At 33.7% G+C, this 17,202-nt stretch carries 13 protein-coding genes; 3 read left to right on the top strand and 10 right to left on the bottom strand.

Annotated elements, in window-relative coordinates; all coding sequences use genetic code 11:
* Positions 1-382 precede the first annotated feature (382 nt).
* Positions 383-1,300, top strand: a complete 918-nt coding sequence (locus MY533_RS06265) for a serine hydrolase domain-containing protein (protein ID WP_248718417.1) — start codon at positions 383-385, stop codon at positions 1,298-1,300.
* Positions 1,301-1,865: 565 nt separating this feature from the next.
* On the opposite strand, the gene MY533_RS06260 is transcribed toward MY533_RS06265, so the two are convergent.
* Positions 1,866-2,834 (bottom strand): DMT family transporter, encoded by a 969-nt coding sequence (locus MY533_RS06260; protein WP_248718416.1) that lies wholly within the window; start codon positions 2,832-2,834, stop codon positions 1,866-1,868.
* Positions 2,835-3,078: 244 nt separating this feature from the next.
* On the opposite strand from MY533_RS06260, the gene MY533_RS06255 reads away from it, so the two are divergent.
* Positions 3,079-3,936 (top strand): LysR family transcriptional regulator, encoded by an 858-nt coding sequence (locus tag MY533_RS06255; protein ID WP_248719161.1) that lies wholly within the window; start codon positions 3,079-3,081, stop codon positions 3,934-3,936.
* 525 nt (positions 3,937-4,461) lie between these two features.
* On the opposite strand, the gene MY533_RS06250 is transcribed toward MY533_RS06255, so the two are convergent.
* From MY533_RS06250 to MY533_RS06240, 3 genes are all read right to left on the bottom strand, one after another.
* Positions 4,462-4,803, bottom strand: coding sequence for a hypothetical protein (locus MY533_RS06250; RefSeq protein WP_248718415.1), 342 nt, complete (start codon positions 4,801-4,803; stop codon positions 4,462-4,464).
* Between the two features lie 335 nt (positions 4,804-5,138).
* Positions 5,139-5,534, bottom strand: a complete 396-nt coding sequence (locus tag MY533_RS06245) for a VOC family protein (RefSeq protein ID WP_248718414.1) — start codon at positions 5,532-5,534, stop codon at positions 5,139-5,141.
* A 118-nt stretch (positions 5,535-5,652) separates the two neighbouring features.
* Complete coding sequence (locus MY533_RS06240) at positions 5,653-6,531, bottom strand: LysR family transcriptional regulator (protein WP_248719160.1); 879 nt, start codon at positions 6,529-6,531, stop codon at positions 5,653-5,655.
* A gap of 103 nt (positions 6,532-6,634) precedes the next feature.
* Here MY533_RS06240 and MY533_RS06235 point away from each other — a divergent pair, with 103 nt between their 5' ends.
* Positions 6,635-7,402 carry a sulfite exporter TauE/SafE family protein gene (locus tag MY533_RS06235; RefSeq protein WP_248718413.1) on the top strand — a complete coding sequence of 256 codons (768 nt, stop codon included), beginning with the start codon at positions 6,635-6,637 and terminating at the stop codon, positions 7,400-7,402.
* Positions 7,403-7,684: 282 nt separating this feature from the next.
* Here MY533_RS06235 and MY533_RS06230 read toward each other — a convergent pair whose 3' ends face one another.
* From MY533_RS06230 to MY533_RS06205, 6 genes are all read right to left on the bottom strand, one after another.
* A complete protein-coding gene (locus tag MY533_RS06230; RefSeq protein WP_248718412.1) occupies positions 7,685-8,797 on the bottom strand; it encodes a hemolysin BL binding component B in 1,113 nt (370 codons plus the stop codon).
* Between the two features lie 23 nt (positions 8,798-8,820).
* The gene (locus tag MY533_RS06225) at positions 8,821-10,053 is read right to left on the bottom strand and encodes a hemolysin BL lytic component L1 (RefSeq protein ID WP_248718411.1); all 1,233 of its coding nucleotides are present in this window, start codon (positions 10,051-10,053) and stop codon (positions 8,821-8,823) included.
* Between the two features lie 46 nt (positions 10,054-10,099).
* Positions 10,100-11,419 (bottom strand): hemolysin BL lytic component L2, encoded by a 1,320-nt coding sequence (locus MY533_RS06220; protein WP_248718410.1) that lies wholly within the window; start codon positions 11,417-11,419, stop codon positions 10,100-10,102.
* Between the two features lie 497 nt (positions 11,420-11,916).
* Positions 11,917-12,954 (bottom strand): Fic family protein, encoded by a 1,038-nt coding sequence (locus MY533_RS06215; RefSeq protein ID WP_248718409.1) that lies wholly within the window; start codon positions 12,952-12,954, stop codon positions 11,917-11,919.
* 444 nt (positions 12,955-13,398) lie between these two features.
* Positions 13,399-14,895: a serine hydrolase domain-containing protein gene (locus tag MY533_RS06210; RefSeq protein ID WP_248718408.1), complete on the bottom strand. Its 1,497-nt coding sequence runs from the start codon at positions 14,893-14,895 to the stop codon at positions 13,399-13,401.
* A gap of 956 nt (positions 14,896-15,851) precedes the next feature.
* Positions 15,852-16,994, bottom strand: a complete 1,143-nt coding sequence (locus MY533_RS06205; RefSeq protein WP_248718407.1) for a serine hydrolase domain-containing protein — start codon at positions 16,992-16,994, stop codon at positions 15,852-15,854.
* Positions 16,995-17,202: the final 208 nt, after the last annotated feature.

Raw genomic sequence — 17,202 nt, 5'->3', positions numbered from 1 at the left:
GCTGAGCTAATTTCTGCATTAGCTCAGCTTTTATTTGTGATTAAAATCGTATTTAGGAATATTTGTTAAATTTTATTATAGTTTAATTGGGTGTAAAATCGTACCTTATTCAACTCCCATGAAAGAACTTAATCATCTTTCATTTTCTGTGGTGTAGCGCTGGTTTTTGCGCTACATGGATGGCTAACGGGCAGGTTAGTTCAATAGCGTTGTTTAACTTGTGCTCAACAATCGGGCCATTTAATTGAATAACGCCTTTGGTAAAATTGATGAATTTATGTTAAAATTTAGGATGAATTATAAACCGATGTACATAAACTGATGTACATAAACTGATGTACATAAACTAATGACGCAATTTAGTGGAGGAGGGATTATATGTATGAGTGAAATATCTTTTAATGAGTTAGAGAAGAAGGTCAAAAAGATTAAAATTGAAGCTTTTGTCATTCATAAAGGAAATACACGGATCTTTGAATATTTAAAGAATAAAAAAGTCGCAGAAAAGCCGTTCAAGGTTTATTCCATTACTAAAAGTATTATATCTATATTAATTGGAATTATGGTCGATAAAGGGCTAATAAAAAATATTCACGAACCGATTCATCACTACTTTCCAGAAATACTAGATTTTAATGACCCAACGAAGGAGGAAATCACACTATTTCATTTGTTGACTATGACATCGGGGTTACAGGTAGGAAATTTTCAAGGTTCAAAAAACTGGGTTAAGTTCATATTAGATCAACCAATGATTCATAAACCGGGTTCAACCTTTCAATATCATGATGGAAACTCTCATTTATTAAGCGCAATTATCCAAAAAATTTCCGGTATTTCTACCGCATCGTTTGCCGAGAAGTATTTATTCCATCCATTAGGGATCAATAAATACATTTGGGTAAAGGACCCGCAAGGAATTCACGGAGGCGGCTTTAGTATTTCATTAAATGTAGAGGACTTGGTGAAGCTTGGATTTTTATTTTTAAACGAAGGCCAATTTAAATCAAAGCAGTTGATTTCATCCTACTTTCTCCAACAAATGATAAGACCGTATAAACAAGTCGATACTACTATTGAAGGAACACGTGGATATGGTTATCAGTTATGGACCTATGAAAGTACTAATGATAACACCCAAATGGAATATTACTATGCATTTGGGTTATACGGACAATATATATTTATTGTACCGAAGTTAAATATAGTGGCTGTAGTAAAAAGCCATCTACAATATGACCAGCAATCTGCACCGAGACTCCTTTTCGAAGAACTTTTAGGTAGTTGGATGGATGAGTAAGACATTTATACAAATCAAAAGGGGTTTATCTCCTCTTACTGGGGCATGATAGTGAACCGTTGATTCCAAAACAACAGGTGGCTTCATTCCTGTTTGACGCTCTAGATCTAATAAATAAGAATGTAACTCTTCCAATCCATCCACCGTATGGTCAACTTTTACGCTGCTTTTATAGGGCATTTTTTTATCCAAGAAATTTGAACCTGACTTTCACCTTTTGCGACATCCAGACCAACTACTGGATTCATAGTTTATCTCCTCCTATGGTAGTGTATTGACCGGTAACCTCTATCTAACTTGTTATTCATATCTTCGCTTGTTATACGAGATCGTAAAGTCCCAACCAGCCCATCTCATTATTCTATAACCCTTCATTAATGACCTATTCTAAAGATATAAAAGATTGATTAAAAATTGTCTTCAAACCTAATTTAATAACAAATAGAAAAACTCCATTTTGAAAAAAATTTGATCAAAATGGAGTTTCATGATTTTATGCCTTATAAATAAGTTAAAATGCTTAGAAGGCAATTGAGCAAGCAAAAAAATAATAAGCCTTGTACTATTAAACAGCCTGCCGCAATTCTTCTTCATGCACAACCTGCAGACTCGTGTTTTCCTCTCTACGCTGACAGATGTTATTCCAAATAAGAGCAGAAATAACAAGTAAAGTCCCTACTATATCAAAAATTGTTATGTTGTATCCTTGTATCATCATAATGACCAATGTAGTGATTGGAACAAAATTAATAAATAAAATCCCATTAATGGATGATAGGATTTTCACACCGTAATTCCAACATAGCAATGCTACAATACCCGGCAGTGTCATCATAAACAATAAATCATATTTAATAGCAAAAATTGTTTCCGTACTTGGGACTGATACACCCCCTTGTAACGTCATGATCATTGTGATGATCCCTGTTACAGCTGTGCCAAATACACATGTTAATGTAGAATAGCGCAGCGTAGACCAATCATTAAATGTTTGACCGCCCATTGTATAGATGACCCAGCCTATAACACCAATTAAAATGAATGCAAGCGAAACCAGATTATGTTTAAGTGTAAGAAAGAAGCCCATATCGCCTTTTGTAATAACAAAAATAGCTCCAACAAAAGCAATGATCATACTACTAATCATATACTTCTTCGGTTTCACATGTTTATACCCCCATAGAATAGCAATCGAAATCATCGGCATGAGTGCTTCCATAATCGACGCTACCATAACACCGGATTTCCCCATCAACATTTGGCCTAAGAAAACAAGCACGTTGTAAACTGTAAATGCCATCGTCCCAAAAAAGACGAGCAATTTACCTTTCCCTTCTAAACGAAATGCTTTCTTCCCTTCTTTCATCCATAATAAAATGACTAATACAATCGATACCGCTCCATATCGAATCGTTGAAAAATAGAGCGGATTAATATATTCAAGTGCATGATCTGCTACTGGAAACATGGCTCCCCATGACATACTTGCAATTAAACATGCGATCACGCCTACTATTATTTGATTTTTTCTCACTGTTTTTCCTCATTTCTATATAACCCTATCAATTACGGCTCTTCATAATTGCGAACGGAATCAGCTTTCGTGCTTTCGTCGCACGATGTTGGCTACTCAGTCATTGCCACAGGACGTAGCGTTTTTAGACGAAGTTCCTCTATTGCACAATGAGAATTATAAAAAAGAAAATACATCACGTAAAATGATTGAAAGTGATATTAACTATCATTTATAATGATAGTTTTTAAGGGGGGAAAGTTTGATGGAACTACGAGATTTACAGATTTTCAAAAGCGTCGCAAATAACGGGAGCATTAGCCATGCTGCAAAAGAATTAAATTATGTACAATCCAATGTAACTGCACGTATTAAGCTATTAGAAAAGGAGCTCAATACGCCGCTATTTTATCGCCATAAAAAAGGGATGACATTAAATCCAGAAGGGCGAAAAATGCTTGCTTACGTTCATAAAATTTTGCAGGATGTCGAGGAAATGAAACAAGTATTTTTAGATAGTGATACACCGACTGGTACTTTAAAAATCGGTACAGTCGAAACAGTGAGTATTTTACCTACCATTCTAGCGTCCTACTATAAAGGTTACCCAAATGTCGACTTAACACTACAAGCTGGTTTAACTGAGGAGCTTATTAAAGAAGTAGCGGATCACCAATTAGATGGGGCTTTTATAACTGGACCGATTAAACATCCAGCTTTAGAACAATATGATGTATTTACCGAGAATCTCGTTCTCATCTCACAAAACAAAGCCTTCCGTATTGAGGAGTTTATGTCTACACCAATCCTTGTTTCTAATCAAGGTTGCGGCTATCGTACCAAGCTAGAACTCTGGCTCAAAGATGAGGGTTTATTGCCAAAAAGAATTATGGAATTTAATATTTTAGAGACAATTTTAAACAGTGTTGCCATCGGTCTTGGCGTTACACTTGTACCACAATCAGCCGCTGAACATCTATCTACTACAGGCAAGGTTTATTGTCATCCAATTCCTGAAAAATACGGTACGATTTCAACCGTCTTTATTCGACGAAAAGATGCCTATATGACAAATTCGATGGAATGTTTTTTAAAAACAATTGCTGAGCATCAGCATATATAGGGTTATTTTCCGTGATATTGAAAGAGAAGTAGATCCAAACAACGGGAGAGTGGTTTTGGTAATATATACAGAGAATGCAGAAAGCTTAAATTGAAGTAGCAACAGGCAAAATGAATGAAGCTTTCTAAGTAATCAACGCCCGAACTTCGCTGATAGAAGAGTAAGATCGCTGATAAAGAATCGAACTTCGCTGATAGAAGTGCAAAAATCGCTGATAAAGCATCGAATATCGCTGATAGAAGTGCAAGAATCGCTGATAAAGCATCGAATATCGCTGATAGAAGTGTATGAATCGCTGATAAAGCATCGAGCTTCGCTGATAGAAGTGTATGAATCGCTGATAAGGAGTCAAGTCCTTAATATTGTGTAAAATTCTATACAATGTTCTTCAACTCTGGCTTTAGTTTTGTCAAATTGTCCAGCTTATGTTGGAATTCGCCGCTAAAAGTGTGAGTTGCGCTGCTAACCAAAGGAAGAACGCCGCTAAAACATGAAATTCCGCCGCTAACCAAGCAAGGAACGCCGCTAAGCATCGAACTTCGCTGATAGAAGTGTAAGAATCGCTGATAAAGCATCGAATATCGCTGATAGAAGTGCAAAAATCGCTGATAAAGCATCGAATATCGCTGATAGAAGTGTAAGAATCGCTGATAAAGCATCGAACTTCGCTGATAGAAGTGTAAGAATCGCTGATAAAGCATCGAACTTCGCTGATAGAAGTGCAAGAATCGCTGATAAAGAGTCGAATATCGCTGATAGAAGACCATGAATCGCTAATAAAGAGTCGAATATCGCTGATAGAAGACCATGAATCGCTGATAAAACATCGAACTTCGCTGATAGAAGTGTAAGTAATCGCTTCTCCATTCCAGATCAAAAAATAATAAAAGAAGGATTACAAACAATCATCCAAACAGATTTTTCATAAGAGCATTTTAATCCAAAGAAATAAATCATGATATTAAGAAATCCAAAAAGCGTGTTTTGATTAAAAATTAAATCAAAACACGCTCTTATTAAAAAATCTAGCAAAGTTCTTAATTCCTTAATAAAATTAATTTTTGACGTGTTCTACATCCCGAGCTGCCCATCAAAGTAATTAGAGAAAGAGCAAAAGCTATTCAGCTGTTTAATTTTCAATGCAATGGTTCTCGTAGTCTAAGTCAGGATTTTAAAAGATGCTTGCTTAACTATTATGAACGCTATTTTGCATTTTTGTCAGGTTGATGAATTCCGAATATATTGCCTTCAGTATCAATATAGTATCCTTGCCACGCCATTCCTGGTAGTGCATATTTCGGCATGGCAACCGTGCCGCCATTCTTAAGAATTTTAGCTTCTGTTATATCATAATTTTCCACACCCATTGTACAAGCAAATCCATTTAAGGCTTGGTTTGGTTCCGGAGAAGAACCTTGACGTTGCATCAAAGCCCCATTGATTCCTAGCTCGTCCTCATTGCCAGTCACCGCTCCAAAGTAAGGCATTCCTGCATAGTCACTCCAGTCTTGAAATGACCATCCGAATACCTCTCCATAAAATTTCTTTGCACGTTCCATGTCATTTACATGAATTTCAAAATGAACTAATCTCCCCATTATACCCTCCCATTTAAGAATAAAATTAATCATTGTGGATGATTACCATCACTATATATTAATACAACAGGAAATGGAAATATAAAATTCCCTTTTCTCAATCTTAAGATTGGTTAATTTATGGCGTTAAATGTTCTTTTAAATACTGTATAAATGGATGCTCTTCTATATCTGATTTGCGTGTACATATAAATAAGCTTTGCTGAATATCTGCCTGTTCAACATACACTCGAGCTAGTTTCTTATTTGCAATACTTTCCGTTACACTGTAGGACGGCGCTAAAGTCATACCGTATCCTGCTTCTACTACTTTAATTGATTCATGTAAGCCCTGCATTTGAAGTCCTAATTTAGGTAATTGACCGTTAAACGTGTAAAAAACCGACTCCAATAAATCAAGTGTCGAACTTCCACGTTCTCGATAAATAAAGTCCTCATTCGATAATTCATTAATGGGGACAATTTGATTTGCTAAAGAATGTGATGGGTGAACAACAAACCAAAACGGGATATCTACTATTTTTTCAAACCGTAAATCAGGGTGACTCATTTTATTTTGCACGACAAAACCAAGATCCACTTCATAACTGAGAACTTGCTCTTCCACAGATTTTACATTGCCTAAAGACACAATAAATTCAACGCGAGGATTAGCAAGCTTATACGCTGCTATAATAGGCGGGAGTATATAATTTATTGGTATGTAGGAAGAAGCAATATGTATTTTTTCTTCTTTCGCTAAAAATTTACCGAGCTTGTCATCAATTTGTGCTTCTAAATAAAATAAACGCATTCCTTGCTCATACAAAAACTTCCCCTCAGGAGTTAATTGAATGCCACGTCCTTTTCCTTCGATCAATTTTGCGCCTATTTCGCTTTCTAATTTTCGTATTTGAATTGTGACAGCTGGTTGGCTAAGAAGCATTTTATTCGCTGCTGCGGTAATTCCTCCAAGCTTTGCTACATTCGTAAAAATCCTTAATGCATGCAAATTCATTTCATTCACACCTTTCCATCCATAAATTTTATTTATGAATAAGTAATTATTATATATTTGTTTTATGTATTAGTTAGCAGTAATTTAAGTATGAGGTGATTTGATGGAAATTTTACTACATGAATGGTTATCAGTAAATGGGTTAATGTTATTTACAATTGGCTTACTCGCAGCAATTATTGGTGTCCTTTTCGGCGCTGCCGGCTTCGTTTTGTTACCCGCAATGTTACTTATTGGCATTCCAATTCATACAACGGTAGCAGTTAATAAATTCGCGACAGGATTTTCAGCCTTATCCAATGTCGTATCGTTTATAATTAAAGGGCATTTATCGGTAAAAAAATTCACATCTTTAATTGTGATATCTAGTTTTGGAGGTGTATTTGGCGCATTTTTAGCCACCCGGTTATCAGAGCAAATCATGAATGTTGTAGCTTGCGTATTCTTAATTTTCGCATTTTTCATTGTACTTTGCAGTAATAAATTTATAGTAAGGGATATAAAAGAAACGGAGGAGCAACCAATTAACAAACTCATTCCGTTTGTGATTTCAATATATGACGGTGGTTTTGGACCAGGCTCAGCCTTAATGCATGTAACCTATCATCTTAAAAAGCAATATAACTATATAAAAGCAGTTGAGGTAACAAGAATGATTACGTTTTCAAGTTGTACAGGTGCATTTCTCTTTTACTACTTTACGGGCATTGTTAATTGGGGAATCGCAATTCCTGTTTCAATTGGCTCAATTGTTGGCTCGTTTTTAGGCTTAAAGATCATTCCATATATCAAAACAAAATGGATTCAAATTTTATTACCCATTATTTTTTTCTTGCTAATTGTTCAGGTCGTATCAGATTTATTGATATAACACTGCTAATAAACATTCTTTTGATGGTGTGCAAATTTATCTTACAAGTAAAGACACAGCGTTATTTTGGTTTATTACATCAAAAAAGGTTGTGCAGTTAGTTAGGATGAAAGAAAATAACTGTCTGGTCTGAATGAATTTTACATAAAAAATTCTACACCACTTACTGGTCTTGCTAAAAAAGTGTTCTAATTGCAAGAAAGCAGTCTAAAAACTGAAATAAAAAAGCAGATTTGGAAAATGAAATATCCCCAAATCTACTTTTCTATTATTGAAAACAGGCTATATTTTTAACTCTTTTATCCCTGCTTTTAATGTGTCTGCATCTACTTTTAATGTTCCCCAGCTGTCTTTAGCTGATTTCAAATTAGGTAATAAAAATTTGAATTTATTTTGTTCCGCTTTGTCAGATGCATTCTCGATATGTCTCAGTACGCCTGAATATTGAGAGTCTAAATCATTCCATTGTGTAGACATGAAAGTAAGAGCGTTAATAGCATCATCGAGTGCATTGTACATCTCACTAATATTACTATGTGCAATGCCAACTACACGATTTAATGTTGTTTTATAATCGACTGTCTGATTTAATTGTGCTAATAACGGTTCTAACTGACCTAATTGATCTCTTGCTATCCCTAACATAATACCACCAGCAATCCACGTAGGAATAGAGGGCACAGATACTGTTATTATTCCATCAGACTCTAATTTTTTATAATAGTTTACCGATTCTAAAACTTCTTTTAGTCGCTTTTGATCATCCTCAACTGCAACCCCCTGATTTTTTAAAATCGACTGTAAAAGATCTTTGTTACTGCCGAATGCTCTTACATCTTGTCCAATAGCGTCTCTTAATTTAGTTAATTCTGCTATTAATTGTTGTGCATATTTTTGATTTTGTTGAATTTCTTCGCGTAAATCTGTAATCCCTTCTATTAACGTCTCTCCATCTCCTGTATGAATGGCCTCTACAATTATGTCATAATAATTTTCAAATTTTGTATCGTATTCAATAATACCTGTCAATGTATCTATCAGCTGTTTTTTTACTTTTGTATCCCATGTAAGGGCATGTGCTCTTGCATCCTTTTGGTCTTGTATAATTTCACCAGGTAAATTTGGATAGCCCTTTATATTAATTCCTTCAAAGTTGACATCTGGATTCTTAATTAACATATAAGAATAAGCATTCATAGATTTTGCAAAAAGCCCCGCCATTTGCAAAGTTTCTCTCATTTTCGCTTCATTTGCTGAAAGAGATGTATCACTATTGTTAGTTTGCTCAATCTTACTTGTCTCTGCAAATGCTGCTACTGGAGAGATTACAGAAGTTGTTGTCAAAGTTAAAAGCGTCGATACAGCGAGTACTTTGTAAAGAGATTTTTTATTCATTTTGTATTCCTCCTAGCTGTCTTTTAATTCTTTTCTTCTTGTTTAAACGCAATGTCTTTTGCAATAAATTCTGCATCTTGATGAATATCATTCCAACTCTGTTTAGCTGCTTTTAAATCATCAGGTATTAAAGAGAGCTTATGTTCTTGCATTTGGTCGATATTATCATATAAATCTTTATAATTTGCCCCCATTGTATTCCATTGTTGCTGAATATTCGTTAGAGACATTATCGCTTGATCCACTGTTTGATACAAATATGTCAAAGTTTCTTTAGCGTTAGTAAGTGCAATAACTGCTTGGTTAGCAAAATCGGCTTTCATCGTTAATTCTCCGATTTTATTAGAAATTTCGTTATAAGAGTTCATATGATTAGATGCCGTAACTCCAGCTGCTGTTCCTAAACCAATACCAGCAGAACCTAGAACTGCAAGGCCGCCTACAACTGCCGGTGTAGCTGTTCCGCCAGTCACAACGATTACTACTCCTCCTGCAATTGTTCCAATAACTAAAATAGCTGCTCCCAAGCCACCACCAATTGACCATGCTAGTACATTGTCAAAATGGGCCTTCTGAGTGGAACGCAAATTCTCAATTTCAGCTTGAAGCTGTGGAATCAATGCTTGTTTTCCCGCTAATATTGCCGTTAATCCACCTTTCCCATCTGGTCCGCCAATATTATTTTTAAAATCGATCGTATTTGTATACAGTTTTGTTTTGAAGGCTTCTAACATTTTAATTACTTCTGTAACTTCTTTCGAATTTGTATGAATTGTACTAATTAAATCGCCTATTCCTTCTTTTAAGCCTTCCTTATCTTTCTTTTTTACAGTGTCTATCAATGTGTCGTAATAGTTATTAAATTGTTCATCATAATTTACAATATTACGTGCTGTCTTTTGAATTTTTGGCTTCGCCGTATCTAACCAATAATTCGCATGGATTCGAGACAGTTCCTGATTAAGGTGAATATTTTTGATTAATTCTCCCCCTTCTGAACCTAAATCAATATTGGATAGATTTACATTCGGCTGTTTAATCATTGTTTTTGCGTACAAATCCATTACAAGAATATGGGATCCTGTTTCAGCTAACGCTTTTTTCAGTCCTTCAGGTCCTAATGTATAATAATTTCCTATTTTTTGTTCCTGAGTAATGTGTTCTTGTGCAAGTGCATGAATAGTGCCACTGTTAGTAGCGGTTATAACCGTTGCTAAAGTTGCCACAGTTAATACTTTAAAAGGAAATTTCTTCATATTAAACTCCTCCAAATCTTCGATAGATTTTTATAATTTCACAACATTAAAATTTATCAACTTGTTCCTCTAGTTGACTTATTATATTTTTCAATTGTCTTAATGTATCTTTTTGAGACGTATTGTTAGTAGTATCAGCATCAGTACTTAATTTTTTGATACTATTTTTTATTAAATTCAAGTCTTCTTTATAGCGTTTCAATAGGTCAAGTTCTACATCCACTTGGCTAGCAAATGTATGCAAATCATGTTGCATAAGAAGTAGCATTGATTTTTGTAAATCTGCTATCGTTAGTTTCGTTGTTAAATCATATAATTTTTGATTTTGTTGTCCTAAATCATCTAAGTATGCTCGTTGTTCTGCCTTTAGCTTATTTACTTCAGCGAAGGTACTATATGTTTTTTTGATTTTTTCTGGGTCAATTGCTTTCATAAGGTCATACTCTTTCGCTTTTGTAGCTGCCGCTGCAGCAATTTCACCTTTTTTATTTTTCTCAATGGCTTCACGAGCTTCTTTTTTAGCAGCTTCAATCTCTAAAGCAGATTTACCCTTTTCTTTTGCTTCTTGCTCTGCTTTTTCCTCAGCCTCTAGAATAGATTTATTAATTTCTTTTCCTTTGTTATACGCCGCCGCCGCTGTTTGTGCAGCTGGGTCGATAATATCTTTTGCAAGACTATAAATCTCTTGGAATATTTTAAGTCCTTGTACATTTAAAGCTCCCGGCAGTAATGCCATTTGCTGCAAATCATGTTGAATTAATTTTTTAGTAGCTAGTAATTCGTCTTTTAGGTTGTCTATCTTGCCCGTTCCCTCTAAACTTAGTACTCCCTGAGCTTTTGTCACATCGGTATCGAGATCTTTAAGTTTTTTTTCAAGCTGTAATTTAAGGTCTGTTAATTCATTAATTTGAAGTTGCACATTTTCTTGATTCGTTATAGCCATTTCTTGAAGGACTTCTAATCTATCCAAATAACCTTCTCTATCGTCCTTATTATCTACATACCCTTTCAATGTTGGATAATAATTATTAAATTTAGTGGCAAACCCTTTACTTTTTGAATTTATTAGCATTAACTTTGGATAATGTTCCGATGACCATTCTTTCATATCCTGTTTTATTAGAAATTGCTCTGTGTTTAAAGCTGGTACTTCCTCTAGCTGTACATTAGGGCTTATTAAAGCCTGATCTATATATAGTTGAATCAATTTAGACTGTGCACCTAATTTTCTTAAAGATGAGGAAATAGCGATGTTCTCTTCTTGAACTTCCGCATGAACTAAAGGCGTTGTAAAAGTATGTATAGGAATAGCCCCCGTTGTAACAATGGACGTTATCATTAACCCTGTAATTATTTTCTTTTTCATTTTGTTTACCTCCTTCTTAATATTTTTCAAAGTAATTTATGCAATTACTTCTTAAATCTATTGTTTCAGGAAAGATCTTTACGAAAACAAATTACGCTTTCCTGTAATGTAAATTTTAGGTATTGTCACAGTTTTTGGCAAACTGCAGTGTAAAGAATCTATTTTATGTGTAAAATAGTTAATTCTCGCCGTAATATTGATTTTAAAATAGATGAATAGGAACATAATTAACATAAAGATGCCATAATATGGCGAAAATAAGCAGATTGAAATGGCAATATGGACATATTTTTGCCAACAGATTAGGAAATAAATCATCAAAATTTAGACATATTGGTTATTTTAGAAAGGACGTATTTATTGCTTTCCATTCCTTATCAGATAGATAACTAAAGAACCAATTGCCGCTTAAAGATTGGCAATTGGTTCTTAGAATAGATTTTTAATTATTTAGTAAAAGCTGATTATCCCCCGACTTTAAAAGGTGTAGATTAAGACTATACTTTCATCCAGCGCGCATTTCTCCCTTTTGAAATAAGTTTAATTTCACCTAATAGTTGCAAATCAGTTAAAGCTTTACTAATAGTACTTTCGGCTATATCTGGGTAAATGCTTCGAATGCATTCTTTTGTAAATGGTTGCTTTTGATGATGAATAAAATTTTGAATTCGCTCAACCTTCGTATGTTTACATATAGAATCCAGTACTCTGCTATGTAGATCTTCATAAGCTTCTAAAATAATAAGTAAGAACTCTTTTAGCCAGAAGCTACTATTATGACCATTACAATACCAATTAACCGATGATTTAAATATGGCTTCATAGTATTCTGCCTCTCTCTTCTTTATATATTCATCTAAACAAACATATTTTACAAATGTATGTCCGCTTTTTACTAATAGTAATTGCATTAACATAAGTGTTAATCTACCATTGCCTTGACTAAAAGGAATTATGCAATAAAAATTCAATATGAAGCGAGCTATTAATATAAGTGTAGGTAATTCTTTTTTACGATGTAATAAATTGTACTGGTTACATAGTTGTTCTATTGCCCGCGGAATATTTTCAGGTGGAAAAGGACGATAACAAATCGTATGCATCCCTTTTTCGGGAAGTCCTGGGATAGAAAATGGCTTTTGGCGCCATTTTGCACCGTCAGAGGTATTATAATGAATTAATTGGAAATGCAATTCTTGTATAGTATCTGGACTTATAGAAAAAGTACAAGATTTTTTATGGACTAAATTCAAAGTTTCATAATAACAAAATATTGCATCTTCCGAAATTGATTGGGGCATCATATCATCTAAAATTAGTTCTTTTAATCGCTTATTTGAAACTTTTATATCCTCATAAACTGAAATATAGTTTTTTATGTATTGTAGGGGTATAGCTTTTTCAAGGCTAGTGAATATGTCCGGTCTTTGCTCTTTATAAGCGGTCAACATTCCTTTATATTCACTAATTTCACTGACCAAGTTTATTAGTTGTTGCTCGATATTTATGTTCGGGTCTTCGAAAAAATTTCTCATTTTGTTCCTCCTGTTACTATCTCTCAATGCTCTATTACAATAATAAATTTTTGATTTTAGGATTTCCTAATGTTATTCAGTATTACTATTTAAATAACATCCGGTTTAATAGAGCTTTTACTTTCTAAAAAAAGAGGATTAATTTATTATTCAAATTTTTGTATAAAGTTTAGACTGATTTATTCAAAAAGTGGATGTATCGTAAATATAGATGTTAGACATTAGACATTATTAAATATCGGAATATTATCTTGTAAATGTACTGATTTTTATTATTTTTTGTGACATTTTTATATTTTTTCTTCCTGCTATATAATCATCCATTTTAACGAAAGCTTGTTATTCCACTATGTTGAACAACAAAACCCGCTTCGTTAGTTCAATTTGCTTCAATAAAAAGAGCGTTAATCCCTTGTTGGATCAACGCTTTAATTTCTAATTAAACTATACCGATTGGATCTGTTTAACCTTTTGAATTATTAGGATTTTCAAGAGTAAAACTATAGAGAACAATGTATGTACTATACTAAATATAATCAGTCCTGATGTGACATCTGGTTCTTTTTTAAAGTTGAATAACGAAGGAACTCCCACGTAAAAAGGTAGTAAAACGTAAATGTAATACATTACTCCAACGTATAATACTAGTATGAAGGTGATCACACAAAATCTACTGAAACTAAATTTCGCAAAAGCTACCCTATGCCTTCCTTTTGCTAAATTATAGCATGTTGATCCTAATACAGAGATTAACATAATAAAAATGAAGATTGTAATACCAAGAATGATCTTAGCGGTAGCATTCACCTTTGGAAAATCCTTACCTAGTAAAGGTTTTGGGGTTCCTCCTTCCACTATTCTAAATAAATTAAATCCAGAATGGTATGTTATATCTTGTTTCGAATTTGATAAGAGAACAAGACCAAAGGATTTATCAGAAGAAAGGACCATCGTTGAAGTGAAGCCTGGTAACCCACCCTCCATATACATATTATGAGGATATACATACCAATTGTACCCTACGCCATATTCATTAGCTTTGAATATTTCAGTAATACTATTTGAGCGAATCAGATTACCCGTAGGCGTTATTCCCCCGTTGAGTAAACACATCATAAACTTTGCTAAATCTGTGGCATTTGAGGATAACCCAGCCGAGCTAGATGTAGCATAGACTAGCTTTTCCTCAAAGGGTTTAATTTTACCCCATTGATAGCGATGCCCCATTGCTGTATTGGAAAGGTGATGATTATCAAATGTAAAATACCCTGTTCTTTTCATTCCGAGAGGCTTAAAAATATTTTCATCCATATACTTTGTAAAAGGGACACCTGAAACTTCCTCAATAATTATTTGTAATAAATCTGTATTCATATTGGTGTATTCAAACGTTTCACCAGGTTTTGCAGCTAACATAACATTACCTAGTTTTTCACTAATTTGATCTATAATCTCCCGGCGATCTACACTTATAACATCATGAACATTGAGACGACTTGGCAAACCACTCGAATGATTAAGTAAATGTTTAATAGTAATTTGATTTGACATGAAAGCATCTTTTGTCTTAAACCAAGGAAGATGGTCAACAACAGGATCTTCTATACTTAAAAATCCTTTCTCCTGAAGCTGCATAATAGCTAATGTGGTAAACACTTTAGACAGCGATCCTAAGTTAAAGTTTGTATTTTCGTCAATCTGCTGGGTATCTTCTCGTATATCTAAAATCCCAAAACCTTTAGAATAAATAACCCCATTAGAATCAACTAGCGCAAAGGCCATCCCTGGAATATCATGTGTTTTCATGTTGCTCTCAATTTCAACTTCAATCAGTTTTATTTTCTCGTCCTTATCACTTATTGTTGCCAAAACTATATCTGTAGACATAATTAGTAAAATACAAAGAATGCTAGTAATTAAAAATATAATTTTTTTAATCATACTTCCCCCCGCTCTTTCAAATTTAACTACTCTACACCTAGTAATGTTTTAACTACTGTACGAAGTATCAAAAGATTTTTTAAGGACTCTTTTTCGATAAAAAATAAACAATGTTGCGAACTTGGACTATTACTGATGTTGCAACATTGTTTTCTTATCATGAATTGTTTTTTTCGATTTCCTTAAATTTATATGTTGTTGCTGTTGACATTGTTGTATAGAAAGTTCTCTTATTGTACTAGGCATAATTTATGTTAGCAATCGTTGCTACAGCCCTTTAATAAAAATACTCACCGGTATAATGGCCCATTTCCGCTAATATTCCAATCATCGTTTTACCCCCTAAAATATGTCACTATCTTCTCTATAATTCAAACAAAAGCACCTAATTTCCTTATACAAAGTTTGACCCAATACAGCAAAAGACGCCATCCTTCCTGGATAACGCCCGATTCTTGAAGCTACTGTAGCATGCGTAATTAATTTTTAACAGGCTTAGATGTATCACGATACTTTCCCAATAAATGCTCGAATTTTCCCTGCTACATCTTGCATAGGTGTGTCCTTGCTCCATTTTCCCAATCAAATAGAGATTTACTTGCAAAAAAATAAAATATAGCTTTACAGATTAAAAAGTGCCTTCAGCTTTGCTTAACAGCAAATGAAAAAACTCCATTTTGAAAAAAATTAATCAAAATGAAGTTCATTTTAGTAAGTTTGAGAGTTTTATAAAAAAGTTTGATCATTTCTAGTGTTGTTCCACAATTGCGCCCGTTGAATGCAATTTTATAGACTTTCAAATTCATGCTTTAATATACGTTTGCCCTTGTAGTGTTAGTCTTAAAAATAAAAACTACTATACAACGACAGAATAAGAAAGGGGAATCTACAAACAACCATAACCTTGTACTAACTAAAGCATTTTTTGAAAAAAGATACAACAAAACATGCTTTTTCTAATGATTTGACATTATTAACTGTTCAAATTTTTGTAACCCAGCTTTTTCTCCGAATAAAATCTTTTCTAAAGTAAGAGTTAAAAAATATGGTGTCTTGTTTAACTCGTTATCCGTAAAGTCTAGGTTATTTAGTATTATTATAGCTTTGTTACTCTCCTTATAACTAATTAAAACTGAATAATAACCTGCCCAATATCCATCGTGAAAAATAATCTTCTTATATTGAGGATGGTCCTCTATTTTCCAACCAAGTCCATACCCTCCTAAATTTTCGTGCAAACAAGGACAATACCCATTAGCAGCTTCTCCTTTAATGAAAACTGGATCTATAATACTTTCCTTTGTTTGTTCTGATACTAGATCATTATTATAAATAGCACGCTCCCATTTCAGCAAATCATCTACGGTGGATTTTATACCACCATCACCTTTAACACCACCGAAGAAGTAAACATACTTATGTTCTTCCATTTCAGTTGGTAATCTATACAAGTCCTGTTCCCAATCATAGATAAAACCTGCCGAAAAGTTTTCAATTTCGCTATCTAGAAATTGTGAATATGTTGATGTATTGAACATATTTAAAGGTGTGAATATTCTTTTCTGTAAAAACTCTCCGTACTCTATTCTAGAAACCATTTCTATGATTTCTGCAAGTAATACATACCCTGTATTACAATACTCCCACTTTTCATTCACGTGGAATAACACTTCTGGCTTTTCATCTTTCAAAAATTTAACTACATCTTTATTCGTTGCAATTTTATTTGGATCCCAGTTACTTGGATGTTCAAACCATTCCATGTAATCCGGAAGTCCAGAAGTGTGAGTTAACAGATTTTTAATAGTAATGTTTTCATAAGGGAGAAAAGGAAAAAACTTTTTAAGATTATCATCTATCGTAAGTTTTTTCTCCTCAAATAGTATCATAATTGCCAATGCTGTAAAGCTCTTTGAAAGCGAGGCAATTTCGAAGACTGCATCAAGAGACTGTTTACTTGAGTTATTTCTCTTGCCAATTGCTCTCTTGTAAAATGTTTTGCCTTCCTCAGATAATAGTACAATCCCGCTAAATAGCCTATTTTGTTCCAAGAAATCTAATACCTTATCTAGCTCTTTACGTTTCAAATTTTGATTCATATTTCGATGACCTCCATTTATGAGTTTTGTATTAATGAGTTACATTATTACTAGGTTTGCAAAGCTCTTATTGGTGGTTATTTATAGTTGGAAATATTAAACAATTTAATCACTATTAAATATTAATTATTCCAAAATTCAGCAATTTGAGCAATGTCTTTATTATAAACGTCACGAAACTTCTTATCTTTTTATAAACATCGCAACT

This window comes from Lysinibacillus sp. Ag94, from assembly GCF_023242215.1.
Lineage (GTDB): Bacteria > Bacillota > Bacilli > Bacillales_A > Planococcaceae > Lysinibacillus.
This window is presented reverse-complemented; position numbering and strand designations above follow the sequence as displayed.

Coding starts and splice junctions, on each gene's coding strand:
- MY533_RS06265 (WP_248718417.1), top strand. CDS start 383: ATGAGTGAAATATCTTTTAATGAGTTAGAGAAGAAGGTCAAAAAGATT.
- MY533_RS06255 (WP_248719161.1), top strand. CDS start 3,079: ATGGAACTACGAGATTTACAGATTTTCAAAAGCGTCGCAAATAACGGG.
- MY533_RS06250 (WP_248718415.1), bottom strand. CDS start 4,803: ATGGAGAAGCGATTACTTACACTTCTATCAGCGAAGTTCGATGTTTTA.
- MY533_RS06245 (WP_248718414.1), bottom strand. CDS start 5,534: ATGGGGAGATTAGTTCATTTTGAAATTCATGTAAATGACATGGAACGT.
- MY533_RS06240 (WP_248719160.1), bottom strand. CDS start 6,531: ATGAATTTGCATGCATTAAGGATTTTTACGAATGTAGCAAAGCTTGGA.
- MY533_RS06235 (WP_248718413.1), top strand. CDS start 6,635: ATGGAAATTTTACTACATGAATGGTTATCAGTAAATGGGTTAATGTTA.
- MY533_RS06230 (WP_248718412.1), bottom strand. CDS start 8,797: ATGAATAAAAAATCTCTTTACAAAGTACTCGCTGTATCGACGCTTTTA.
- MY533_RS06225 (WP_248718411.1), bottom strand. CDS start 10,053: ATGAAGAAATTTCCTTTTAAAGTATTAACTGTGGCAACTTTAGCAACG.
- MY533_RS06220 (WP_248718410.1), bottom strand. CDS start 11,419: ATGAAAAAGAAAATAATTACAGGGTTAATGATAACGTCCATTGTTACA.
- MY533_RS06215 (WP_248718409.1), bottom strand. CDS start 12,954: ATGAGAAATTTTTTCGAAGACCCGAACATAAATATCGAGCAACAACTA.
- MY533_RS06210 (WP_248718408.1), bottom strand. CDS start 14,895: ATGATTAAAAAAATTATATTTTTAATTACTAGCATTCTTTGTATTTTA.
- MY533_RS06205 (WP_248718407.1), bottom strand. CDS start 16,994: ATGAATCAAAATTTGAAACGTAAAGAGCTAGATAAGGTATTAGATTTC.